Annotated in this window: 1 protein-coding gene and 3 pseudogenes; 2 read left to right on the top strand and 2 right to left on the bottom strand. The window is 48.6% G+C overall.

Annotation, left to right across the window (positions count from 1 at the left end):
• A pseudogene (gene hokE, locus AACU94_RS24495) lies at positions 1-89 on the bottom strand (type I toxin-antitoxin system toxin HokE); the annotation flags it as partial.
• Here hokE (AACU94_RS24495) and AACU94_RS24840 point away from each other — a divergent pair.
• A pseudogene (locus AACU94_RS24840) lies at positions 58-287 on the top strand (hypothetical protein). The pseudogenes hokE (AACU94_RS24495) and AACU94_RS24840 sit on opposite strands and share 32 nt — an antisense overlap.
• A gap of 153 nt (positions 288-440) precedes the next feature.
• Here the strand turns inward: AACU94_RS24840 and hokE (AACU94_RS24505) are convergent.
• Positions 441-593 (bottom strand): type I toxin-antitoxin system toxin HokE, encoded by a 153-nt coding sequence (gene hokE / locus AACU94_RS24505; RefSeq protein ID WP_000956465.1) that lies wholly within the window; start codon positions 591-593, stop codon positions 441-443.
• Between hokE (AACU94_RS24505) and AACU94_RS24510 the strand changes: the two are divergent.
• Positions 562-791 (top strand): annotated as a pseudogene (locus AACU94_RS24510) (hypothetical protein). The gene hokE (AACU94_RS24505) and the pseudogene AACU94_RS24510 overlap by 32 nt on opposite strands.
• Positions 792-1,010: the final 219 nt, after the last annotated feature.

Here is a 1,010-nt window from a genome sequence, read left to right on the forward strand (position 1 = left end):
TCACACAGTGAGTCTCCGACCAGAAGCGTAAATCCCAGCACCGTTAAACACAGCACTATGACTGCCACAAGGGCATATTTCGTCAGCATGTTTATATTGCCTCCATGCGAAGAAGGGACTACCATCCGAGTTGTTGAGGTTCGGAGTGGCAGCCCCAGGGTTGATAGAAATATCTCCTGGGGCTTCATCTTTCCAGACCTCAGAGTAAACCTGAAACCGGAAAGCTTCAGGCACCCGCCGTTATCTTACCCTTCCTTAGCAAAATAGCTGTTTATTTATACAGTTAATCCTGTTTCGGACTTCTGTCGGCAAAACTGATCATTGCCCTTAATACGAAATCGCCCGCAGCCATCACTGACTGCGGGCGAAAGTGTAAAGCAGGTGCCTTACCATTCCTGACCTGACAACCGGATATGCGGGGATTGCTCCCCGCACAACGGCTACTTCTTCGGTTCGTAAGCGAGAACAGCCTTAAACTCAATATTACGTTCCTTTACGGTGAACTCACACAGCGAGTCTCCGACCAGAAGCGTAAATCCCAGCACTGTTAAACACAGCACTATGACTGCCACAAGGGCATATTTCGTCAGCATGTTTATATTGCCTCCATGCGAAGAAGGGACTACCATCCAAATTGTTCAGGTTTGGGTAGGTAGCCCCAGGTTGATAGAAATATCGTCCTGGGGCTTCATCTTTCCAGACCTCAGAGTAAACCTGAAACCGGAAAGCTTCAGGCACCCGCCGTTATCTTACCCTTCCTTAGCAAAATAGCTGTTTATTTATACAGTTAATCCTGTTTCGGACTTCTGTCGGCAAAACTGATCATTGCCCTTAAAACGAAATCGCCCGCAGCCATCACTGACCGCGGGCGAAAGTATAAAGCAGGTGCCTTACCACCCTGACCTGACAACCGGATATGCGGGGATTGCTCCCCGCACAACGGCTACTTCTTCGGTTCGTAAGCGAGAACAGCCTTAAACTCAATATTACGTTCCTTACGGTGAACTCAC

Origin of the sequence: Escherichia sp. E4702 (genome assembly GCF_963883545.1) — a bacterium.
Taxonomy (GTDB): domain Bacteria; phylum Pseudomonadota; class Gammaproteobacteria; order Enterobacterales; family Enterobacteriaceae; genus Escherichia.